Source organism: Agromyces sp. Marseille-P2726, from assembly GCF_902809835.1.
In the GTDB taxonomy this organism is placed as follows: Bacteria; Actinomycetota; Actinomycetes; order Actinomycetales; family Microbacteriaceae; genus Agromyces.
Genome location: NZ_CADDWM010000014.1, coordinates 149738 through 170263, shown reverse-complemented (window position 1 = coordinate 170263; position 20526 = coordinate 149738). Strand labels below are relative to the sequence as shown.

Sequence of the window (20526 nt, the reverse complement as noted above, 5' to 3'; positions counted from 1 at the left end):
CACGCTTACAGCGTTCCGCGGGTCCGGACCATAAGGTCGCGGGCTCAGGTGACGGGCAGGCATAGAACTGCAGCGCACTCTCTTTCTCACGATCCGAGAGGGGTGCGCTGATGCGACCCGAATGCACGAAGGTCCGATTCCCAACCCGATGGGCCGCGCTGCGCGCCGGCAGCAAGCTCAACGCCTCGGGTCGGCATTTGCGGGCCGCATATCCGTGCGCAGTCTGCGGTGATCAGGTCTGGCACCTCACATCGCAGCGCCCGAGAGGTTTCGCAGTGCCCACCTGTTGAGGCTGGGCTCTCACGCGCGGGCATTCGATCGATCCGGCCGAGCGCCCGGCGTGCGGAGGACTTGAACTCTTACGCGGCGACCGCCGGGAACACCTTCAGCGATCCATCGCTGCTTCGCTCGATCTCGATCGCGACGTCGGTCAGAACGGTTCGGTTGTCGATCCCGTCTCCCAACGCGTGTAGGCCATAGACGGCCTTCAAGAGCTTGTCGACCTCGCGGGGCGTGAACGCGGGGCGAATACCGCCGTGCCGCTTCAGTTCGAGCGAAGACAGGCGAAGAAGGACGGTGCGGATCCGCGCTTCGAGCTCGTCGACCTGCCGCTCGTCGTCCCGCAGTGCCCCTACGAACCGCGTGAAGGGGTTGCCCGACTCGTCGAGTTGCGCGTGTTCGACCGCTTCCAGCACCAGCACGCGGCGCTTCAGGGCGATGGCCAGTCGCGCGAGTTCGACGTGCGCTCGGAATTCGCCTCCATCCTCGTTGACGCCCGGGAACGATTTTGTGAGAGCCGCGATCTCCACGGGGCCGTCGGGGAGCGACGCCAATCCTTCCTCCCACTTCGAAAGCCGGGTCTTCGTGTCCGAGATCGCCTTGCTGATGGCGAACGATGCCGAATCCAGTCCGAGCGAGTGTCCGATCTTGCCCTTATCGAGCAGAATCGACGTCGCCTTGTCGATTGCGTCGCGGCACGCGTCGAGTTCGCTACGCTCGCGCGCGAGGTTGTTGTCGTGCAGTTGTTCGAGCAGTCGGGTGATGTGCTCGATCGCCTTCTGTCGCTGCCGGTCGGCGTACGCGCTGACGCCGACTGCCACAGCCATCAGGACGAGCGGCGCGGCCACGGTGATCGCGCCCCCCGTCGCGACGGCCACGCCGGCTGTCGCGGCGGAGCCCGTTGCGGCGCCTGCGACGGCGGCCTTGCCGGCGACAGGAACGAAGGTTGCCTTCGCCACGATGCCAGTGGAATCGCGCAGAGCTGAGTACACCCCTCCCGCGACGGCCGTCGAAGTCATCGGCTTCACGAGTCCTTGGCCAACCTGAGCCGCGACTTTCGCCGGCACAACCATTCGGTACAGCACCTCACCGGTGGCGCCGAGGTTCAAGTTGGCCGGCGCCGTCCTCGCCGTCTGCGTGACGAGTTGCGACAACTGCTGGGCGAGCGGACTCGTCGCGTGGAGGACGATGCCACCGGCTCTGTCTCGCTTCGCCGGCATCGGATGCGCCTCCAGCGTGGCAAGCGGGATGTCGGCGAACGCGGCGAGCGCCGTGCGCAGCTCGTCTAGCCGCCCTGCGCTCATGCCTTCGTCGCCGATCAGGCTCGGCACGTTCATAGGCTCGGTGGCGATAGTCCACACTGGGACGGCTGGCTGGTGATCCAAGGGTTGGCTCCTGGCGGATAGGGGAGAGCACGTGGGCGCCCACCGTCGGGTTGTTCGGTGATTCAGTATGACCGCTCGAATCGACGGATAAAGCCGCGATTACCTTTCCCCGTGCCGCGGGATCTCATTGGTGTTCGAAAACGCCCTGAATGAACGGATCCTGGTCGAGCTGGGCCACCCATACCGGCCTGCGACGATGGTGCAGTATCCATGAGGATGCTCTCCTCACCTGGATGCAGTCATGCCCCCGTTCTGGGCGGATAGTCCTCACCGCACCAGGAACTCAGCCCCGCGAAAGAGCGGCCCATCCCGCCGTCGTACGCGCCGGTCGCGGAACTTGGCGTGAGCCTCATCAAGCCCATGAATACGACGCCGCAGCACCGTCAGCAGCGCGGCCACGCGGCGCCGCTGGGGCGCATCGAGAGCGCCGTGTGCTTCGAGCGATCCCGCACGGTCGGCGACCGACCGCAGTCGCGTCACGGTGTCCCGACGCCACGTCTGATAAGCATCATCCGGGCGCGCGGCGAGCCGCTCGAAGCGGTCGTCGATGATCGCGAGCCGAAGCTCGAGCGCTTGGACGTCGGCGAGGAACTGCGGGCGATCGATGTGGTCCACGGGGATGCCCGCCGCGCGAAGCTGCGCGTCCATCCGTGCACTGAGAGGCGAGTCCGAGCCCATGTCGGTGCTCCTTGCTGACTCCAGCCGTAGCCGAAGATTCCGACGGTATGGAGTGCCACTGACATCCGCTCGATCGAGCCGCCGAGTAGGCGTGTGCCCGGTTGTGGGGCGGATGCCGCGGCATCCGCTGATCAGAATCGATTTGCGCACCCCGGCAACACTGGCTCAGCGCGATCGCGACGGCGCTACGTCGGTCGCCTTCAGTAACGTCGGTCGGCTGTCGACCTGACGGCGGCGTCGCGCATTCGCGGCGCCCACCCACAGCGAACGGACGCGATCATGAGCGACACCACGAACACCCCAGAGGGCGGCAATCCGAACGCCGCCGCACCCGCCGGCTGGTACCCCGACGGCACCGGCGGACAGCGGTACTGGGACGGCAACGACTGGACCGAGCACAGGGCACCCGGAGCGGATGCCACGGGTGCCACTGGGCACGTCACCCACAACGCCGGCGACGCGGCATCCGTCACCACCACCGCGGCACCCACTGCGACCGCGACGCTCGCCGACCCGGCAGCCGTCGCCGCGCCCTCGACCGCTGATCCGACCCCGCGAAAGTCGTTCATCGCGACCTGGCTATTCGCGCTCCTCCTCGGCGTCTTCGGGGTCGACCGGTTCTACCTCGGCAAGATCGGCACGGCGCTCGCGAAGCTGTTCACCCTGGGCGGGCTCGGCGTGTGGGTGCTCGTCGACCTGGTCCTCGTGCTCGCCGGAGCGCAGCGTGACAAGCTCGGCCGCCCGCTCGAGGGCTACGCCAGGTACCGCACGATGGCGTGGATCGTCACCGGCGTCGTGCTCGTCGTCTCGCTCATCGTGAACGGTGTCGGAGCGGCGATCGAGCAGTCGAGTCCGCCACGACCGAGCCCGTCGCCGGCGCGGCATCCGCTGCTGACGACGAGAGCGAAGCGGACGCCGCATCCGCGCCGGAACCGGAAGAACCCGCCGCGCCCGCCATTCAGGAGCTCGCCGTCGTCGAGACGGCCTTCGGGAAGGACATCGACTCCGACACGTGGTGGTACGCCGTGGTGCTCGAGAACCCGAACGCCGACTACGTCTTCCCGTCAGCGGGCATCACCGTGGAGGCGGTGGACGCGAACGGCGTCATCCTCGACTCGGGAATCGACTACACGACGATCCTCCAGGGTCGCACCGTGGTGGTCGGCGACTTCTTCGGGATCGGCTCCGGCACGATCGCCAAGCTCGACGTCCGCGGTCCGACGAGCGCCGCGGCAACCTCCTCTCCGGCCGCGGAGACGGGGTCGTTCAGCGTCTCCGAGCTCGCGACCGCCGCGGAGTACGGATGGATGGATGTGACCGGCAAGGTCACCTCGACCTTCAGCGAGGACCAGGACCTTGTGACCGTCTCGGTGATCGCCCGGGATGCTGCGGGGAAGATCGTCGGCGGCGACTTCACGTTCATCGATCGCTTGCCGGCCGGCGGTACGGCGCAGTTCGAGTCGTCGTTGTGGAACGTCGAGAACCTGCCCGGGGATGTGCGTTTCGAGGCGTTCGCTTCGCTGTAGGGACCGCGGGGCGGGCGACCCCTTGGTGGTCGCCCGCCATATGCTCATCGAGTGACCCATCCCGTCGTGTTCCGATTCGCTATGCCCAAGCCGGTTCGCATTACCGGGCGCTCTTCGAGCATCACAAATTCATTCGTGAACGGGATCATTCCGGTCATTCCTCCGACGAACGAACAAGTCGATGAGGCGCTATTCATCCTCGGCATGGCGGACTCGGTGACGTGCGCATATTGTGGCGACACGGCCACCGAATGGGACCACCTTCGCCCTCTTGTGGTCGGGAAGAAGCCGACTGGTTACATCTCCGAGATACACAACCTCGTCCCGTCTTGCGGCAAATGCAATCAGAGCAAGGGCAACAAGCCATGGCGTGAGTGGATGTTCAGCTCGGCCCGGCTGTCGCCTGCAACGCGGGGGATCGCCCGCCTGCAGGATCGGGCAGACCGCCTTACCGCGTACGAGCAGTGGCAGACTCCCACACGAGTCGACTTCGCAGCGGTGGTCGGTGAGGAGCTGTGGGAGCAGCACTGGCGAAATCACGCGGGGATCCTCCTTGCAATGAGGGATGCGGAGGCGACCGTGGAGTTGATTCGCGAGCGTGTCGCGAACGCAAGTCTGCGCGCGTAGCCCGATATGCACCGAGGGGCCCGAGATGATCAGGCGCACGACCGCCAAGTGGTCGAGTGTGAGCACAATCCATGGCTCCTGAGGGTATGCCCCATTCGGGGGTATTGATGAACCACCCTCTCACTGAGATTCTGTTCTACTGCCTTCCGGACGGAACGCAGGAAATGGAATCCCGGAAGGGCTTCCGGTCGAAGTGGCGTCGCGTGCGGCAAGCATGTCTTCGCACATCCACCGGAGGTCCTCCTTGGCACAAAGGAGGATCTTATGGAACACACGCAGGCCGACGACTCGGTCATCATCAAGTTCGAACAGCCCGCAGAGCAGACGATCCGCGGGATCACTCGCATATCGGGTTTCGTCAAGGCGCGGAACTTTGTCCCGATCATCGACGCACTAGATCTCGAGGCGAATCCGCGGTCGTCCAAGGTCGGGCCTGTGACCGCTGCGATCCGCGAGTCGATCATCGACACGCCGGACGAGTTCCCGTTCAAGACCAAGGGAATCCTGCTCGGGGCCGCCGATTACGAACGGCTTGAACGCGGACGTTTCCGCGTCGTCTTCGCGGATACCGAAACCGAGGGAATCCTCGACGGCGGCCACAACACCCTGGCCATCGGTCTCCACGTTCTCGGCATGACCGGGATCCCGGAGGCGCAGCTCCGCAAGGTGAAGCTGTGGGCTGACTTCCGCGACCTGTGGAATGAGAACCGCGGTGTCGTAGCCTCCACTCGCAGCGCTGCCTCGGAGCCCCGGAAAGACCACGCCACCGACGACCTCGACTTCCTGATCCCGGTCGAGCTGATCGTGCCGGAGGATGTCGACGACCCTGGGATCGTTGAGGCGTTTTCGGCGTCGCTCCTCGAAATCTGCGCGGCTCGGAACAACAACGTCCAGCTGAAGGCCGAAGCGAAGGCGAATCAGCACGGCTACTACGACGACCTGAGGGCGCTGCTTCCCGCGGAACTTGCAGGCAGAGTGGAATGGAAGACGAACGACGGCGGCGCGATCAAGGTCGCGGACCTTCTGGCGCTTGCGTGGATCCCGCTCGGACTGCTCGATCCGATGCCGAGGGACGAAGACGGCCGCACAGTCGAACCACCGCTGCCGCAGAACATCTACCGCAGCAAGGGGGATTGCGTGACGAGGTTCGAGCGGCTCATGAGTTCCGCAGACGTCACCGGCGAGATCCCCGGGGTGTATCGACGGGAGCTCTCGAGTCGGCAGGTGAAGAGCGCCCTCGAGATCGCCTCGGAGATGCCCGCCCTCTACGACCACATCTACGCGACCTTCCCCAAGATCTATAACGAGCAGGGCGGTAAGTACGGCCGCATCATCGCCGTCGCCAAGCTCAACGCCGGCAAGCGCAGCAAGGTCACGAAGTACTTCGGCGCGAAGGTCGACTACAACAGTCCGGAGGGGTTCATCGTGCCCCTCGTGTACGGGCTCAAGGCCCTGATGGAGACGACCGACGAGGGTACTGTCCGCTGGCGGACGCCGCCCTATCCCTTCCTGGAACGGAGCCTTCCCGCCGTCGTGAAGCAGTTCAAGCTGCTACTCGCCCCCCTCCAGTACGACCCGCAGAAGGTCGGCAAGGCGCCGGAGACCTACGAACTGGCATACAACGCATTCGAGACCGAGTACCTTCGTCTCGTGTCCAAGGAGGCCCACCGATGACGAAGCCGGACACGGCGGGCGATGACCTCGACTTCAACGTCGGCCTCGTAGCGGTCACCCTCTTCGCGGAGGAGCTCGAGCACGAAGGAGTCCCGACGAGCGCGGGCCGCGGTGGAGAGCCGGCGGTCGGGAGGATGAGGTACGCGGAGTTCTCGACGCCCGACGGGCTCGCCATGCGTGCAGGATTCATCCGATGGCCCGACGGGTCGGCCGATGTGCAGCCGCTGGATTTCTTGGCGGGACCTGACGCCTACCGCCGCCTTGAGGGCGCGGGTCGCCTGACGCTGTCCGACTCGGGCGCGGGTTCACTCGTCGGTTTGCTTCGGGCGATGAAGTTCTCTGCCGGCCGCCAGTACCAGACCCTGGCTTCGGTCGGATGGCCCGAACTGGACGCGCTCGCCGGATCGGACGGTGCGGAGCTCCTGCGCTCGCATGGCGCGATGCGCGTCGGAAGCTACGTCGAGCTGAAGCCCGAAGCGAAGCGGTTCCGGGACGATCCGGCCTTCGAGATCGACGAAGACGGCGCCGAGGCCGTGTTCACGGCGTTCGCGATCACGCGCGTAGCCGCGATCCAGCAGTCGTTCGGCAAGCGTGGCGTGCAAGTGCTGCACGCATGACGCCGGTGATCATCGAGTACCCGGATCGCGACACGTACGGGGATGTCATGAAGGGCTACTTCTCGCTCATGCGCGGGTTCGGCCTCGAACTGGCACACCGGGCGGACGAGCAGCTGATCCCCGAGTTCGGCCCTGGCTGGTTCGGCCACTGGGTGAGGGTCTTGAAAACCCGCGGGAAGGCCAAGGGCCGCGTCGCCCTCAACGACCCTAGCTTTTTCCTCGGCGAGCTGGTCTGGACGACCGACTCGCCCCTTCGGCTCGTCTTCCCCTTTCATGAGCACCGGTTCGGCCTGGCGAAGAGGATCCTCGACACCCGCAACACCTGGCTGCATTTCAGCGCGGACCCTACTCTGAGTCAGCTCGAGGAGGCCGCGAATCTGGTGCGCCGATTCGGCGAGGGTACGGGACTGCAGATCTCGGTTCCCGCGGCAAGGCTCATCAAGCGCATCACCCGAATCCGCACCGGCCAGCACGTTCCTCCCGCATACGGTCGAGCCCCCATCGCGCCGATGGCGCAGGCTGATCCAGATGTCGCCGCTGAACTTTCCCCGCGCGATGTCCCGAACGATGACGCAGAAGCCGCGATCGAGCTCGCCCCGGTCGCCGGGAGTCGGCCCCCGATCGGCGGTCGTTGGATCGGCGAAGTTCCCCAGCGAAAGCTGCGAGTCACGAAGACCCGGGACGTCATCGATCTCGCCACTGGGCGCACGGTCCGCGACGAAGTCGAGGGCGATCTTCGCGAGAAGGTCCGTCAGTGGACGAGCCCGTCACCGCTCGGCGACCTGTCCGTCGCCGAAGACGGGGCAGTCGTCGGCTTCGTGGCCGGGGTCGCACGTCTGCTCGGCTACACAGGCGTCGACCCCGAGAACGAGGAAGCGCGCGGCTTCCTGTTGCCGCACTTCTATGACTTCGTGGGCGGGCACCTCGTCGACCTCGACTCGGGCATCCGGCTTGCCGACGCGGCGGCCGATTCAGCGCCCGCGGTGGATTCCGCGCTGGAAGGCATCGCCCACGAAGGCGGCACCATCCGATTGACGACCTTCGGCGATCTCATCTACCTCGACGACCAGGGCCTGCGCCGTGTCGCCACGGTCACCCCGTCGGGCTGGTTTCCCGGGCACTTCGATCTTTGAGACAAGGAAGGACAGCGATGGCAACGCCTGACAGCTTCATCGTCGACAACACCTCTGAAGAATGGAAGGCGCTCCAGTACGTCCGCGAATGGTGTGATCTGAGCGAGTCGATCGATATCGCGACCGGTCACTTCGAGATCGGGGCCTTCCTCGAGCTCGATGGGGCATGGCAGAAGGTCGATCGCATCCGGTTGCTGATCGGCGGTGAGACCAGCCGGACGACGGCCGACGCGATCGCGGCGGCGCTCGACGAGTCGATCGTCGTCGAGCGCCGGACCGGCGATGCGTTCCTCACGGGGATCGAGGCGGTCGTCAACGCTATTCGCTCCGGGAAGATCGAAGTGCGGGTCTACAAGCCCAAGAAATTCCACGCGAAGGCGTACATCACTCACGGACGACACCGCGTGGTCGGTTCAGCCGCTCTCGTCGGCTCGTCGAACTTCACCCGCCCGGGCCTGACCAGGAACGTCGAGCTCAACGTGCGCTTCCAGGGTCCGGAAGTCGTCGAGCTTCAGGAGTGGTACGAAGAGCACTGGAATCAGGCCGCGCCGGTCAACCCGCGCCTGCTTACGGTCCTCGAGCACAACGTCCGCACCTTCTCGCCGTTCGAGGTCTATGCGAAGGCGCTGCACGCGCTCACAGCGAACGCCGAAACGAGCGACTCGAGTTGGGAGGAGTCGGAGTCGACCATCTATCCGATGCTCGCGCCCTACCAGCGCGAAGCGTTCCACTCGCTGGTGGAGATGGCAAGGCAGTGGAACGGCGGTTTCGTCACCGACGGAGTAGGTCTGGGCAAGACTTTCGTCGGCCTGATGCTCACCGAGTACTACGCGGTGCGGCAGCGTAAGAACGTCCTCATCATGGCGACCAAGACCGGCCAGGACGCAGTGTGGAACCCGGAGATCAAGGAGAAGCTGCCCGACCTTTACGGGGGGCAGTTCTCGAACGTAATCGTCAAGGCGCATACAGACCTGACGACGAAAGCCGGCGCCGAGGAGATCGAACACCTGGCCAAGCGAGCGGACGTCGTCATCATCGACGAGGCGCACAACTTCCGGAACCACGGCAAGTCGCCGACCGAGGAGAATCCTTGGGGCTCACGGTGGTGGCGCATGCACACGATCTGCGAAGGCAAGACGGTGTTCCTGCTCACCGCGACGCCGATCAACAATTCGCTCTTCGACCTGGTCCACCAGGCGGAACTGTTCACCGGCGAGAACTCCGACGCGTACTTCGCGAGCATCGGCGTCAATAGCCTGCGGAAGTACGTGGCCTCGCTGGAAAAGCCGTTCAAGCACACCGTTCCGGACCACGCCGCGATCGACGCGTTGATGGCGGAGGACAAGCTGTTCCAGTCGATCATCCATCAGAACAGTCGCCGCTATGCGATCGAAAGCGCGAAGGTCGTCGGCGGCGCCGAGGTGGTGTTCCCCGAAACTCAGGTGCCGCGTGTCGTACCATACGAGTTCGGGCTGCTGTACACGCCGCTCTTCGCCGAGATCCAAGTCGCCTTCAGCCGCGCGAATCCGCTGTTCGTACTGCCGATGTATTACCCGCTGGCATTCTCGACGGATCCGCTGGTCGATCCGCTCGCAGAGAACAGGCAAAGACAAGTCGTCGCCCTGATCCGCACGATCTTCCTGAAGCGCTTCGAATCGAGCTTTGCAGCATTCGCGGGGTCATGCCTGGATCTGTCGGCGAAGATTCTCCACTGGCTCGACGTCAACGTGAAAGCCGATCCTGCAAGTGAGCAACGCCTGCTCGAGTGGCGGGCGGGGAACGAGACCACGCTGCAGGCGATCCACGATACGTACCGTCCAGCTCTCGACGAGGTTTGGCATGAAGAGGATCTCACCGAAGAGGCGCTCGAGGAGCTGGACTACAACCTGGTCGGCGGCGCATATCGGCTGGGCGAGATGATCGACGCCGCCTTCGAGGACCTGGATCAGCTCACACGGTTCATGAACCTCGTCCTCGCCGGTGCCGGCCTCGACGAGAAGTACGCGAAGCTCCGAACTTTGCTCATGGGGCCGCAGAAGTCGGAGAAACACGGCCTGGATGCCTCCGTCTTCACCGACGAGTTCCGCACTCAGCAAGTCATCGTGTTCACCGAGTTCGCCGACACGGCCCGCTATCTGGAAACTCGGCTCAAAGAGGACGGGCTCACCGATGTCGACCGCATCGACGGGACGCGGGGAAACGATCGTTACGCGATGATTAAGCGCTTCGCCCCCTTCTATAACAAGGTGGGCGCGTCCGAGCGGAAGGATCTCACCCCGCTACGCGTGCTGATCTCCACCGACGTGCTCAGCGAAGGCGTAAACCTGCAGGACGGCACGTTGCTGGTGAACTACGACATCCACTGGAATCCGGTGCGTCTGATGCAGCGTATCGGCCGCGTGGACCGCCGCATGAACCCGGCGATCGAAGCGGCGTTGGTGAAGGAGCGCCCCGCCGCGAGGAAGTCACGCGGGCACATTCAGATCCGGAACTTCCTTCCCCCGGACGAGATCGAGAGCCTGATCAGGCTCCACAACCGGGTGAACGGCAAGACCCTGATGATCTCGAAGACGCTCGGAATCCCAGGCGGAAAGCTCCTCGACGAATCCGACATGTTCGACGACGTGAAGGTGTTCCAGGCGTTCAAGGATGAGTACGTCGGGGACATCGCGCCGATCGAACAGCTCAGGCTCAAGTGGCTCGAGCTCACTCAAGCCGATCCGAGCCTTGCTGGGCTTGTCGAACGGCTACCGGACGGGATCTCGACCGCGAAGGGCGGCAACCCGAAGGGAATCTTCGTATGCCGCAGAGTGCCGGTCCTGTCCAAGGCGTCCGAGCACGCTGAGGCGGAGTGGAGCATGGAACTCGGTCGAGTCGAGTGGGCGCTCAAGACCGGAGCGGACGTCGTACGAGGCCTGTTGCTCATCGATGCGGCGATCAGCGCAGAGCCCGAGGAGCCCGCCGTCGGCTTCAGCCCCCGAGCCGAGCTCCTCGCCTCTCTCCGCGAGTTCGAGCGAGACGAGACCAAACAGCTCCGCAAAGAGACTCAGCTTCCGCTCGATGCCCCTGCTCCTGAGACCGTCTGCTGGATGGAGATCCGATGACCCCGAACGAAGCCCATATGCAGCGACTGATCAAGGCTGCGCCTAGATCCACCGGGGACCTCCTGGCCTTTCTTAACGAGGGGCTGGACTGGCCGCTGTACGACGCGGCCCTGGAGCCGGAAGAGCTGCTTCTCGACTGGAAACCCGAAGAACTTCATCTCGACCCGAGCCAGGTGGCGAAACTGGCTGGGATCTCGCAGATTCCGCCCTTGACCGCCAAGCAGGAGTTCGGCGCGTTCCTCTTGCGCTTCGAAGGCGGGCAGCTCCCCATCGGAGCGATCCGCCGACTCGTTCAGCGGCTGGTGACCAGTAAGCGGGGTGCTTCAGGAGGCAAGCTTCCGACATGGGATCTCGGAGATCTGCTCTTCTTCTGCCTCTCCGACGGCCATGAGCCGGCCGTCCACGTGGTGAACTTCCGAGAGGCGGACGGCAAACGAGTCCTTCGGGTCCTCTCGTGGACCGGTAACCCGACTGAGACCCGCCTCAGTCTCCTCGTCCAGCGCGCCCTCACCGAGCTGAAGTGGACCGACGAGCGAGGACCTCGGCTGGTCGTCGAACCGGGTGCGACGAACAGCTTCGCCGGCTACCGAGAAGGCCTGCGAAGCGCGAAGACGCTCTCCCGGCGGATGGCGGAGGTAGCCCAAGATGTCCGCGACGAGGTGAAGGCGCTCCTCGCCGTGGAGACCGACAGCGGACCGATGCGGTCGCTGTATCGAGACGTCCAGGAGCGGCTGATCGGAGACATCTCGGCCGCGCGTTTCGCGGACGTCTACGCCCAGACAATGGTCTACGGGCTGCTGACCGCGCGAATCGCCCACCCGGAGCGGTTCAAGGCGGAACGATCGCTCGCGGTCATCAGTTTCGACAACGAGTTCCTCGACGCGATCTACTCTCGCTTCCGCGACGAGGCGGACGGCGTCATCGACGTTGACGAACTCGGGCTCGCCGATCTCGCAGAACAGCTCGCGAAGACCGACGTGGACGAACTCCTCGCCGACTTCGGCGCGGACAACCAGCGCGACGACCCGGTCGTCTACTTCTACGAGGAGTTCCTCGCCCAGTACGACCCTCAGCAGCGCAAGGATCTTGGCGCCTTCTACACCCCGAAGCCCGTCGTCCGATACATCGTGAAGACCGTCGACGACGCGCTCAAGTCCTTCGGCCTCCCGCTCGGCGTCGCCGACCCAACGACATGGGCTGACTACGTCAAAGCGCATCCCGATATCCAGATTCCTGCGAACGTGAAGCCCGAGAGCACGGTCGTCTCGATGTTCGACCCGGCGAACGGCACGGGGACGTTCCTGGTCGAATGGCTTGAGCAGGCGAAGTGGAATGTAGGAGAGGCCGGGCTGACAACGGCGCTCCACCACGCATCCGCACTCGAAATCTCGCTCGCCTCCTACGCAGTTAGCCATCTCAAGGTGTCCCTCGACCTTCCCGGCGAGTTGCGCGACAAGGAAAGGCTTCCGATCTTCCTGGGGGACACGCTCGGCCCCCGTCGAGTCGCCCGACTTACCGGCATGGACGACCCGGTAGGCATCGAGGGCGTGCTGGCGAATGAGGTCAAGTACGACCGTCACCACAACGTGATAATCGGAAACCCTCCCTATGACCGGGTGGAGAGCACCGGCAGCGGAGGCTTCATCACTGCCCCTAGGCCCGGTGGCCACAGATCGCTCTTCGACGACATCTTCGACGACGCGAAACAGCACGTCATTTTCAGTGCACACGCAAGCCTCTACAACCTCTACGTGTACTTCTGGCGCTGGGCCATCTGGAAAGCCTTCGAGGAGAACGACGGGCCAGCCGTCGTATCAATGATCACAGCATCCTCATGGCTCAACGGGCCCGGCTTCCTTGGCCTCCGGCGTTTGGCTCGCGAGGTAGCCGACGAGATCTTCGTGCTCGACTTGCATGGGGACAATAAGGGAGCTCGCAAGGACGAGAATGTCTTCGACATTGAGTCACCAGTCGCAATCGTGACTCTTGTTCGCCAGGGAGCACTAGATCGTTCTGTCCCAGGTCGAGTGCACTACGCATCGAAATGGGGCACCCGCGTAGAAAAGCTCAAGTTGCTCGACGACTTGGTGGCAGGCGGTTCGAGTCTGGCTTGGACAGAGGCGAGTGCCGATTGGCACGCACCGTTTGTCCCCACGACTGGCGGGGAAGAATGGAATGCTCATCCAGCATTGCCCGCCCTGCTACCACTCCAGCAGCCCGGAATGATGATCACCCGACCCTGGCCGGTAGCACCTGATCGAGCGCCCCTTGCCTCACGCTGGAAGGCGTTAGTGGCCACCGCCGTACCCGACGAACGGGAAGAAGCGTATGGCACCTCGTCTACCGGACGGCAAATCACAACCAAGGTTTCCGGAATGACACGGATCATTGAACTGAAGACAGGCGATAAGCCCGAGCCCATCGTGCCGACCGGGCTTCGATCATTCGATCGCCAGTGGATAATCCACGATCCGCGCCTCATCGCCCTCGAGCGACCGGCGCTTTGGGCTTCGCTTTCCGCGAGGCAAGTCTTCCTAACTACTATGACCTCAAGTCGGCTCGGATACGGTCCAGCTGGGACAGTCACTACCGCCGTCCCGGACAAACATCACTTCCGCGGTTCATTCGGCGGCAAAGATGTCATCCCTCTCTACCGCGACGCCGCCGGTACGCCGAACGTCGATCCGAGTTTGCTCGAACGCCTCAGGAAACATCTCGACGACCGCGGGTCAACCACGCGGAATGTCACGGCCGAGCGCCTGTTCGCATACGTCTTCGGCGTGCTCGCCGGCACGGACTACACCGTTCGTTTTCGGGAGGGCTTGGAGACCCCGGGACCTCGGGTGCCGCTATCCGCCAACCCCTCGCTGTTCGACGCAATGGCCGAACATGGCGAGTACCTGCTCTGGCTGCAGACGTTCGCTCAACGGTTTGCAAAGGGTAAGGGCAGCCTACCGATTTCAGGGATTCGCTGGAAGTCGAAGCCTACGCGCCTGCCCGAGGACAGCAAGGACATCTCGTACGATGCAGCTGCGCAACAGCTTCGAGTCGCCGACGGGGTGCTCTCTGGAGTTCCGCCAGAGGTATTCGTGTTCGAGGTGAGCGGCATGGCCGTCATTCCGAAATGGCTGGGCTATCGCATGACCAAACCGGCCGGTCGTGCCGCATCGAGCGCATCCCCGCTCGACAAGATTCGCCCGGAGAACTGGTCAGCAGCATGGAGCGACGAGCTCATCGAGATTGTCGCAGTACTCCGCGAAACCCTCTCGATTCTCCCAACCGGCGTCGAGTTGCTCGATCAGATCTTGGACGGACCACTGATCCGCGCTAATGATCTCCCTGAACCGCCAGCTTGGATGCGTCAGCCGCCGAAAGCGAGGGTGGACGACGGCGCGCTCTTCTCAGGGGACGATTTGAGATAGCGCCCCCACCGCAGATTCGGAGCTCGACGATGATTGCGTCATTTCCGTCCATGGATGCAACGCAGGATCACGGACAAATGCAACGCGGATGAGCAGCGAACGCAGCGGACCGGTCGCCCCGCCCCTGAGCACCAGCGGCCGCACGAGCAGCCAGAGGTACACGACCAGGTTCCACACGACGAGCGCGAACACGGGCGGGGCGAGCAGGTTGATGCTCGACCCGCCGCCGATGCGGTCGATGAGCAGGCCGAACAGGAACGCCCCGATCACGGTCACGACGCCCACCCACGGCCGCCATCGGATGCCGCGCACCGTGCGCGTCACGGCCGGCTGGCGGGTCCCGATCCGCTCGAGCACGAGCGGCGCCCGCCGCCCGAGGAACTCCTCCGCGCTCGCCCGCTCTCCCACGATCGTCGCGGCCGCGCGGCTCGCCCACTCGCGGTCGGCATCCGACCAGAGCACGCGGTCGCGGTCAGCCGTTTCGACGGCGCGCGCCGCGGTCCTGTCGAGGGCGGCCGACTCGTCCATATCGCGGAGTCTATGCGGCGGATACGCTGTCCGACGCCGGTCGGACGTTCTGCGCGGCCCGCGATCTCGGCCGTCGGTTCGCGAGCCAAGAAGTATGCTCTGGCTCGCGGCTTCGACGTAGGTTGTCGCGAACCTGACGGCACATACACCGGCTGCGCCAATGCGGTGACGAGCTCAGGACCATGCAAGGTGACGAAGCTGCGTTGACGAGGTCGTTCCGGGCCCCCAACCGGGTTCCAAATGCATTAGATTCGCCCTATGCCAGACCAGCGATACGACGCGAACCGCCAAACCATCGGCACGTTGCTAAGTACCACGAGCCCCCGCATCCAGGTTCCCGACTGGCAGCGTTCGTACTCTTGGGGGTCGGACGAAATCGAATCATTCTGGATGGATCTTGTTGCCTTCGATGCGATGTATCCAGAGAAGAATATCGTCGGCGAAGAATATTTCCTTGGTTCGACGGTGCTCGTCACGGGTGGCGCTACGAATCTTATCCTTGACGGCCAGCAGCGGCTCGCAACGGCGACAATACTTCTGTCCGTGCTTCGTGATGAAAGGCGCGGATATAAGGCTGATGCTGCGACCAGACTCCAGAACAAGTACATCGCCGACTTCGATGATGCGACTGAGATGTCGACGCCAGTCCTGACACTTAACGCGTACGACCGCGAGTTCTTCAGGGCAGAGGTACAGGACGAACGAAACGTTGACCAGCCTCGCCCAGCTCCGAGGCTGAAGTCTCATGGTCTCATCAGAAAGGCTCGCGACTTCTTCTTGGAAAAGGTGCGTGCGGTTGGAGCTGAGGAAGGCGGTGGCGAAGCCGCATTCGAACGCAATCTCCGCCTTGGTCGTGTGACCTGTGACCACATGTCGGTCGTGGTCGTGAGCTCCACCGATGAGGACAACGCCGCGGCGGTCTTTGAGACTCTCAACGACCGCGGGATTGGATTGTCGACACCTGATCTACTCAGGAATCTCTTGATGAGACGCGCTGCCAACGATGACGTTCGGCAACGCATCGTCGCTGCTTGGCAGATTGTGTTGGGAATTGCTGATGAAGCCAATGTCGACGACTTCCTGCGGCACTTCTGGGTCAGCCGATACGGAGATGTAAAGGCTCGAAAGCTCTATCGAGAGATCAAGGACACGGTCCTGACTGAAAACCTTGATCCGCTTCAGTTGTCTCTTGACCTGGCCGACGCTGCCCCCATATATCGCGACATCGCCCGCGGTCAAGACGCGGACCCGGCTGTACGGAAGCAGCTCGAAGCGATGAAAGCTCTGGGAGCAAAAGTGCTCTACCCTGCAATGCTCTCCGCATATTCGGCCAGAGGCGACGACATCGGAGCGCTGCGTGAATTCAGCTCAGCTCTAGTAACGACGTTCGTCCGTTACAACGTCATCGGCGGTCGGGAGAGCACACTTCTCGAATCAACGATCTACGAGGCCGCGGCGCATCTGAGAAGTTCAGGCGACTTCGCAGCTGCGGTCGACGCGCTCCGCGCGCTCGCGCCCGACGGTAGCGAATTTATTTCACGCTTCAAGCGAGCAAGTGTAAGCAGAATTGCAACGGCACGATATCTATTGCTCGAAATCGAACACGCCAAGCGCGCAACTGGAGAGATGTCCGTTGAGGCTCCAGACAAGGTTCACGTTGAGCACATCTATCCGCAGACTCCATCCGACGCTAAGTGGGCAAATCACGCCCAAATCATTAACCGGTTGGGCAACCTGACATTGCTCGGCAAACGATTCAACACATCCATCAAGAACGCCGGCTTTGCACAGAAAAAGGTCGATGCCTACGAGTCCTCAGACATCATCATGACGAGCGAATTGTTGGGATACGAGACCTGGGGTCCTGCGGAAATCGATGCCAGGCAAGAGGAGTTGAGCCGGTGGGTCTTCGACGTGTGGTCCTTCCCGGGCGAGCCACGGCCGGAGAGTACTGAGGTCGAGGCCGATGAGGTCGCTCAGCTCGCCAACCTTTCGGACGACGCGCAATACCTTGACGAACTTCCCGATGTCCCCGAGTGATCCGACTAGGAGCAGAAGGCTTCTCCTAATACAGCGAGGAAATCCAATCCGCCAACCCCACCAGTCGGCCGGATGAGATGTGCGCTCGCGCCCTTGCGATTCCGCGGCTATCTGTTCGTCCTTGAGATAGTCCAACGCTGTAAGCCGCCAAGGGGCCGGCCGGGTTCACGTGGACCACTTCCGTGAACATCTCAGCATTCTGCCTTCGGTTCTCACACGCCGCTGCCAATCGGGCTGGATCGAACTCGTTTGTGACGAGGACATACGCGAAATCTTCCCCGCTTGATTCGAGATGGGCATAGGCTTCGAAATCCGTCGCGAACTGTTCCTCCCGATCGCTACGAATGCTCCACTTGCAGCTGACTAGGGTCCGTCGACCATCCGATCGACGCACAAGGGCGAGATCAACCCGCTTCGTCTTATCACCACCTCGAGGCGGGTTGAATCCCGGAAGCTCGTGCAGCGCCGGCCGCAGCAGGATGTCATAGGCGCGGTTCAGCGACGGGATACGGAAGAGTACCTCGGCGAGGGTGTCCTCGAACCCTTCCCCGACAAGATTCTTGCGTTTGTTTTCGCTCGCGAGATAGGTCTGCACCTTCATCGATAGGTTCTTCGCAAACCCAGCGGGCGCCGTCATACCGAGATCATCGAGCACCGCGTGCTCAATCATGTTCTCGAGCTCGGGATCTTCTCCGGGTAAGGGCATGTCATCATGCGCAAAGGGAGCGCGCTGAGCGTTCGCTTTCTGAGCCAGAAGAGCGCTCTGTGACTCCCGGGCTCTCGTCAAGTCCTGGACCGCTGAGGTGAAGAGCCAGTCCACGCCTTCTGACAACTTGGCTGGTGTAGTTCCTAGCTCCGCGCTGAGCCAACGATGAAACTGTAGCGAGCGCGCATACCACGGCCTTCCCGGCTGGCACTTGTCGCTCTCGTAACAGTGGGCCAGTCCGATTGTGCGATCGACCCACATCAACAGGCGATAAACGTGCTGCCAAGCCGACGCGGCAGTTACCGGCTCAATCGCAATGTCGTCGAAGTAGATGGCCAACAATCGGGCCCGGTTCTCGGCGCCGAACGCCCGCTCTGAGGCGACTGCCCCGACGCCAACCGTCACGCCGACGCGCCACTCAGAGCGGGAGCGATGATCGAATGAAGTTGGGCGCCAATCGCACGAGCAAGCAGCGGTGGAACGGCGTTCCCGATCTGCCGGTAGCGACTGTGCGTCGCTCCATTGGGGACTCGGCCAGCTATGTCGCCCTGACGGGAGTCGGTCGTGACGACGAAGTCATCAGGAAAAGACTGCAGGCGACAGAACTCTCTAACGCTCAGGGCTCGTGCATTGTGATAGTGATAGACCGCGTCAGCCTTTGTATTCAACGTCCACGCCCAGAGATCGGGGTGAAGCCGCCGATATGCGTAGTAGTGCTTTCGGGCCAACCGATCAGAGTCAGTGCTTGGTCCCCATTTCTGCCCGGTGAGATACCGTGCCCGCAGCTCGTCGGGGAGATCTCGGTGGTTTCCCCCGGCCGGAATGCCGTTCAATCTCATTGTCGTGTCTACATTCATGCGCGGGACGCCCAAGTTGCGTACGACTCCAGACACCCGCATGCTTCGCTGATAGGCCGAGCGGACGGCTCCAAGATCGCGAGAGTCAAGCGCGTCTTTTCGGTGACCTGCCTCTAGGAAGCTCAAATCGCCGATTGCCTGCTCCGCGGAAACAATCCCTACATCACTCGGGTCTTGAAGTCGGTGGAGCAACTCTTCCGCGATGACGTCCGTTCTCAGACCTAGCCGATAACCCCGACGCCGCTCTGAGTCGGGCAAAAGGGTAAGTGCAGCGCTAGCGCCTGACCCTTCGACCTCTGGCGGCTCGACGCCCAGGTCTCGATGAATCCCAATGAATATGAGCCTCTTTCGCGTCTGTGGGACCCCGAAATCAGCTGCGTCAACGAGTCTAGCGACCACTCTGTACTGTCCACGCTGGCTCAAGTCGTGGAGTACCTGCTCCTTGACGCCCATCTGGGACATACCCTGAACGTTCTCCATCAGGAATGCTCGCGGCTCAATGCGGCCCACAACGTGAACGAACTCACGATAGAGCGAATTCCTGGGATCATCGATTAGTCGCGAGTGATTCCTGACCTGCGAGAACGCCTGACAAGGTGGTCCTCCGACGACGACATCAGCGCTGGCGCCAATCTCGACAATCTGACGTTTGACCTCTGCCTGCCGAATGTCGCCGGTGATGGTTGTCGCTTCGGGGAAATTGAGCGAGAACGTGGCCATGGCATCAGGGTCATTATCAGAGCCCGCGAGCACTCTGTACCCCGCACTGCGGAGGCCAACAGAAAGCCCACCGGCGCCAGCAAACAGATCAACCACCCGCGGGGCGGGTGTCGTTGTACCTTCGTCCAGTTCCAAGCTCGCCATCCTTGAAGCATGCCAGCATCCACTGACTCGAGAGGGATGGCACCGCGAGCGTCGCGAGACAGCCTCCCAGAATCCCTGGAGGCCGGAGCGAAACACGCTGCTCGTTGACGACGCTGGGTCGGTCAGCCCGACGAAGACTCTGGATCCGCGAGTACGTGTCTCGTGCCACGGCATTCGAGGAGAGGCGGGACGCTGAGATCGACTGCACGGGCACCATCGTGGATCTCATAGCAAATGGCCACCACCCCTAGCGTCGGCTCTAATCCAGCACTGCCACCGGCTCTCGGGCAGGCAATCCGTCCCCAATGCGCCGCGGCGCTTGGGTCCACAGATCAGTTTGGCAGCGAGTTCGGGCGGAATGGCGGCTGCGCAGAGGAGCGCGCCTATGCTCAGAACCATGGGTAACACGCGTGCAGCGGACTCCTGGGCGTCCTCGCCTGGCCGCCGACGCAACATGCAGGCGATACGGGCGCGAGACACGCAGCCAGAGCTCGCCGTGCGACGAGTCCTCCACAGCCGCGGACTTCGCTTTCGAGTGTCCATCGCACCCGATCCCGACTTGCGGCGGAAGGCGGACATCGTCTTCACGAAGGCCAAAGTGGCCGTCTTCATCGACGGTTGCTTCTGGCACGGCTGCCCCCAACATGGGCGAGTGGCGTTCAAACACAATGTTGACTACTGGCCAAACAAGATCGCCGCGAATATAGCGCGCGACATTGACACCAACATCAAACTGGAAGCTTGCGGCTGGCTCGTGTTGCGGTTCTGGGAGCACGAAGGTGCGGCAGCCGTCGCTGACAAGATCCAAATGACAATCCGCAGTCCCGATAAGCAATGAGTCGACGCGGAAGGCGTCGGAACTCCCCGAGCAGATTCATCGCGGTCAGGTGGCGCCGCGGTATCTGCAGCGAAGTAGTGCCTGTCGGCCCCACCACGCCACCAATGCCGAACGCCCACAGGTTAGCGTCTGCTGCTTGAGGCGGCCGGCTCGACGATCTTGATCACGAACGACACGAGCACCTTGAATGGCCAGGTCAGGAAAATCGGATGCGATGCGAAGTCGGTGTGCCGGGCAGCCACGGCATG

The 20526-nt window shown here is 63.0% G+C and carries 14 protein-coding genes and 1 pseudogene; 10 read left to right on the top strand and 5 right to left on the bottom strand.

Translation table 11 applies throughout. The features are described from left to right. Positions 1-359 precede the first annotated feature (359 nt). Both HUS56_RS10255 and HUS56_RS10250 read right to left on the bottom strand, forming a co-directional pair. Entirely contained in the window at positions 360-1616 is a 1257-nt protein-coding gene (locus HUS56_RS10255; RefSeq protein ID WP_173923344.1) for a hypothetical protein, read from the bottom strand. A 315-nt stretch (positions 1617-1931) separates the two neighbouring features. Beyond that, the gene (locus HUS56_RS10250) at positions 1932-2312 is read right to left on the bottom strand and encodes a hypothetical protein (protein WP_173923343.1); all 381 of its coding nucleotides are present in this window, start codon (positions 2310-2312) and stop codon (positions 1932-1934) included. A 309-nt stretch (positions 2313-2621) separates the two neighbouring features. Between HUS56_RS10250 and HUS56_RS17305 the strand changes: the two are divergent. The 8 genes and pseudogenes from HUS56_RS17305 to HUS56_RS10210 form a co-directional block, all read left to right on the top strand. Then, positions 2622-2984, top strand: a pseudogene (locus HUS56_RS17305) (NINE protein); the annotation flags it as partial. 134 nt (positions 2985-3118) lie between these two features. Continuing rightward, positions 3119-3868 carry a hypothetical protein gene (locus HUS56_RS17300; protein ID WP_254431440.1) on the top strand — a complete coding sequence of 250 codons (750 nt, stop codon included), beginning with the start codon at positions 3119-3121 and terminating at the stop codon, positions 3866-3868. Positions 3869-3919: 51 nt separating this feature from the next. Beyond that, complete coding sequence (locus tag HUS56_RS10235) at positions 3920-4495, top strand: HNH endonuclease (RefSeq protein ID WP_217423993.1); 576 nt, start codon at positions 3920-3922, stop codon at positions 4493-4495. 264 nt (positions 4496-4759) lie between these two features. Continuing rightward, positions 4760-6169 (top strand): hypothetical protein, encoded by a 1410-nt coding sequence (locus HUS56_RS10230; protein WP_173923340.1) that lies wholly within the window; start codon positions 4760-4762, stop codon positions 6167-6169. Continuing rightward, the gene (locus HUS56_RS10225) at positions 6166-6786 is read left to right on the top strand and encodes a hypothetical protein (protein ID WP_173923339.1); all 621 of its coding nucleotides are present in this window, start codon (positions 6166-6168) and stop codon (positions 6784-6786) included. Before HUS56_RS10230 ends, HUS56_RS10225 begins: the two co-directional genes overlap by 4 nt. Next, positions 6783-7919 carry a hypothetical protein gene (locus HUS56_RS10220; protein ID WP_173923338.1) on the top strand — a complete coding sequence of 379 codons (1137 nt, stop codon included), beginning with the start codon at positions 6783-6785 and terminating at the stop codon, positions 7917-7919. Before HUS56_RS10225 ends, HUS56_RS10220 begins: the two co-directional genes overlap by 4 nt. A gap of 17 nt (positions 7920-7936) precedes the next feature. Continuing rightward, the gene (locus HUS56_RS10215; RefSeq protein ID WP_173923337.1) at positions 7937-11023 is read left to right on the top strand and encodes a helicase-related protein; all 3087 of its coding nucleotides are present in this window, start codon (positions 7937-7939) and stop codon (positions 11021-11023) included. Further along, positions 11020-14445 carry a type ISP restriction/modification enzyme gene (locus tag HUS56_RS10210; RefSeq protein WP_173923336.1) on the top strand — a complete coding sequence of 1142 codons (3426 nt, stop codon included), beginning with the start codon at positions 11020-11022 and terminating at the stop codon, positions 14443-14445. Before HUS56_RS10215 ends, HUS56_RS10210 begins: the two co-directional genes overlap by 4 nt. On the opposite strand, the gene HUS56_RS10205 is transcribed toward HUS56_RS10210, so the two are convergent. Continuing rightward, the gene (locus HUS56_RS10205) at positions 14425-14973 is read right to left on the bottom strand and encodes a hypothetical protein (protein ID WP_173923335.1); all 549 of its coding nucleotides are present in this window, start codon (positions 14971-14973) and stop codon (positions 14425-14427) included. The genes HUS56_RS10210 and HUS56_RS10205 overlap by 21 nt on opposite strands. Before the next feature lie 258 nt (positions 14974-15231). Here HUS56_RS10205 and HUS56_RS10200 point away from each other — a divergent pair, with 258 nt between their 5' ends. Further along, positions 15232-17013 (top strand): DUF262 domain-containing protein, encoded by a 1782-nt coding sequence (locus HUS56_RS10200; protein WP_173923334.1) that lies wholly within the window; start codon positions 15232-15234, stop codon positions 17011-17013. A 25-nt stretch (positions 17014-17038) separates the two neighbouring features. Here HUS56_RS10200 and HUS56_RS10195 read toward each other — a convergent pair whose 3' ends face one another. Both HUS56_RS10195 and HUS56_RS10190 read right to left on the bottom strand, forming a co-directional pair. After that, a complete protein-coding gene (locus tag HUS56_RS10195; RefSeq protein WP_173923333.1) occupies positions 17039-18124 on the bottom strand; it encodes a hypothetical protein in 1086 nt (361 codons plus the stop codon). Further along, on the bottom strand, positions 18121-19431 hold the full coding sequence (locus tag HUS56_RS10190) for a DNA cytosine methyltransferase (protein ID WP_217423992.1): 1311 nt from the start codon (positions 19429-19431) through the stop codon (positions 18121-18123). Before HUS56_RS10190 ends, HUS56_RS10195 begins: the two co-directional genes overlap by 4 nt. Positions 19432-19798: 367 nt before the next feature. Here HUS56_RS10190 and HUS56_RS10185 point away from each other — a divergent pair, with 367 nt between their 5' ends. Beyond that, positions 19799-20278: a very short patch repair endonuclease gene (locus tag HUS56_RS10185; RefSeq protein WP_371808304.1), complete on the top strand. Its 480-nt coding sequence runs from the start codon at positions 19799-19801 to the stop codon at positions 20276-20278. Positions 20279-20526 lie beyond the last annotated feature (248 nt).